Genomic DNA, 1,357 nt, shown 5'->3' on the forward strand with positions numbered 1-1,357 from the left:
CGGCACACCGCCCATGGCTGCTGCAATGTTTGAGAACAGGCGTTGCTTCTGCCCATCATCAAACAGATTGAACAAAGCACGTGGCTGCGAATAATCATCATTGCCGATACGATGATTATAGCGATCCGCATCACCCTGAATGCGCAGTGGCGGTTCCTTGGCCGATGGCTGCTCTACAGGGCCGTTAAACGAGTTTGGCTCGTAAAACGCATCCGGGTTACCCGTAGCAATGCCGCCATATGTATTCATTTGACCATCACGATGATAATGATGCACAGGGCATTTTGGCTGGTTAACCGGCAGGTTCTCATAATGCGTGCCAAGACGATGACGATGCGCATCGGCATAGGAGAACAGCCGCGCCTGAAGCATTTTATCTGGCGAATAGCTGATACCGGGCACGATATTGGAGGGCGAAAACGCCGCGTTTTCGATCTCGGTGAAATAGTTTTCCGCATTGCGGTTGAGTTCCATCACACCAATATCGATTGGCGGATAATCGGCATGCGGCCAGACCTTGGTAAGATCAAAGGGGTTATAAGGCGTCTTGTCAGCGTCCAGTTCCGGCATGATCTGAACCTGAACTTTCCACTTCGGAAAGTCGCCCTTCTCGATGGATGTAAACAGGTCTTCCTGCGTGGATTCACGCGTGCGGCCAATCACCTGTTCGGCCTCGCTGTTGGTCCAGTGCTTGTGGCCCTGCAAGGTCTTGAAGTGAAACTTGACCCAATAGCGTTCACCCGCATCATTCCAGAAGGAATAGGTGTGCGAACCGTAACCGTTAATGTGGCGCACATCGGTCGGAAGCCCGCGATCCGACATCAGGATCGTCACCTGATGCAGGCTTTCTGGCGAAAGCGACCAGAAATCCCACATGGCAGTAGCGGAGCGCAGATTGGTCTTGGGATGACGCTTCTGGGTATGGATGAAATCCGGGAACTTGACCGGATCACGCACGAAGAACACCGGTGTGTTGTTGCCAACCAGATCCCAGTTGCCTTCCTCGGTGTAGAACTTCAGTGCAAAGCCGCGCACATCGCGCTCGGCATCAGCGGCACCCTGCTCGCCGGCAACGGTTGAGAAGCGCGCCAGCATCGGGTTTTTTGCACCGGGCTGCAAAGCCTTGGCCTTGGTATATCTGGAAATATCGCCTGTGATAGTCAGCGTCCCAAATGCACCCCAGCCCTTGGCGTGAACAGCGCGCTCAGGAATACGCTCGCGGTTCTGATGTGCCAGCTTTTCGATCAGCTGATAGTCCTGCAACAAAATAGGGCCGCGCTCACCCGCAGTCAGGGAATTCTGGTTATCCGGGATCGGTGCACCAGCACTTGTCGTCATAATCGGACGGTCTGCCATG

1 protein-coding gene is annotated in these 1,357 nt (G+C 54.2%); it reads right to left on the reverse strand.

Annotated features, from left to right (window positions below):
* The coding region (locus VBH83_RS19305; protein WP_396999091.1) for a catalase at positions 1 to 1,356 on the reverse strand (1,356 nt) is incomplete at its 3' end.
* Position 1,357: the final 1 nt, after the last annotated feature.

The sequence above is a fragment of the Ochrobactrum sp. S1502_03 genome (assembly GCF_044435015.1).
GTDB lineage: Bacteria > Pseudomonadota > Alphaproteobacteria > Rhizobiales > Rhizobiaceae > Brucella > Brucella chromiisoli.